This is a genomic window from Acidovorax sp. KNOB132, assembly GCF_057541515.1.
Window position 1 is genome coordinate 1 of the sequence record NZ_BAAJYT010000512.1, and the last position, 1,378, is coordinate 1,378.

The following is a 1,378-nucleotide window of genomic DNA, read 5'->3' on the forward strand; positions in this document are numbered from 1 at the left end:
GGGTGGTCATGGTGTCGGTGGTTGCGTCGGCGTCCGCGGGTGATTAAGTTCGGACATATGAATTATTGTGTTTATGTACGTACATAAAGAAAATCCGGGTTTACCCCGGATGAGGGGCTGCGCCCATGGCTGAGCCGCGCTACGCGCTGGTGGCGCGCCATCTGTCGGAGCGCATCGCCGCGGGCGAATACGTGGTGGGCGCGCTGCTGCCGACCGAGCTGGAGCTGTGCGACCGCTACGGCGTGCACCTGGTGGTGGACGAGATCGCCACCGGCTTCGGCCGCACCGGCACGATGTTCGCGCACCAGCAGGCCGGCATCCGGCCCGATTTCATCTGCCTGTCCAAGGGCCTCACGGGCGGCACGCTGCCGCTGTCGGCCGTGCTCACCACCGAGGCCGTGTACGCCGCGTTCTACGACGACGACGTGGCCCGCGGCTTCCTGCATTCGCACTCCTACACCGGCAACCCGCTGGCCTGCCGCGCGGCGCTGGCCACGCTGGAGCTGTTCGACCAGCTCGACCCGCTCGCGGCCAATGCGGCGCTGGCCGGGCGCATCGACGCCGCCTGCGCGCCCATCATGCAGCACCCGCGCGTGCGCCATGCGCGCCGGCTGGGCATGGTGTGGGCATGGGACGTGCAGACCTCCCTGCCCGATTTTTCCCGCCGCTACCACCGCCACGCCATGGCGCGCGGACTGGTGCTGCGCCCCATCGGCAAAACGCTCTACGCCATGCCGCCCTACGTGCTCGACGACGAGGCCGTGCAGCACCTGGGCGATGCCGCCTTCGCCGCACTGCAGGCCACGCTGGCCGAGGAGACCGCCCCATGAACCCGACCCCGGCATTCGCCTGTTTCGTCACCGGCACCGACACCGGCGTGGGCAAGACGCTGGCCTCGGCCGGCCTGCTGCACGCGCTGGCGCGCCACCACACGCGCGTCGTGGGCATGAAGCCCATCGCCGCGGGCGCCGAATGGCACCATGGCCAGCTCGCCAACGAAGACGCCCTCGCCCTGCGCGCCGCCTCCACCATCGCGGTGCCCCCGGCGCTGGACAACCCCGTGCTGCTGCCCGACCCGCTCTCGCCCCACATCGCCGCCGAGCGCGCGGGCACGCGCATCGACATCGCGCACATCGTGCGCAGCTACGAAGCGCTGGCGGCGCAGGCCGATGCGGTCGTCGTCGAAGGCGCGGGCGGTTTCCACGTGCCGCTGTCGGACACCGAGACCGGCGCCGACCTCGCCCAGGCCCTGGGCCTGCCCGTGGTGCTGGTGGTGGGCCTGCGGCTGGGCTGCCTGAGCCACGCCGCGCTCCACGGCCGATGCCGTGCGCGCGCGCGGCCTGCCGCTGGCCGGCTGGATCGCCAGCCGCATCGACCC

Annotated in this window: 2 pseudogenes; both read left to right on the forward strand. The window is 71.6% G+C overall.

Going from position 1 to position 1,378, the window contains the following annotated elements:
• Nucleotides 1–224: 224 nt before the first annotated feature.
• Nucleotides 225–830: pseudogene (locus AC27IO_RS24215) on the forward strand (aminotransferase class III-fold pyridoxal phosphate-dependent enzyme); the annotation flags it as partial.
• Nucleotides 827–1,378: pseudogene (gene bioD / locus AC27IO_RS24220) on the forward strand (dethiobiotin synthase); the annotation flags it as partial. The pseudogenes AC27IO_RS24215 and bioD, both read left to right, overlap by 4 nt.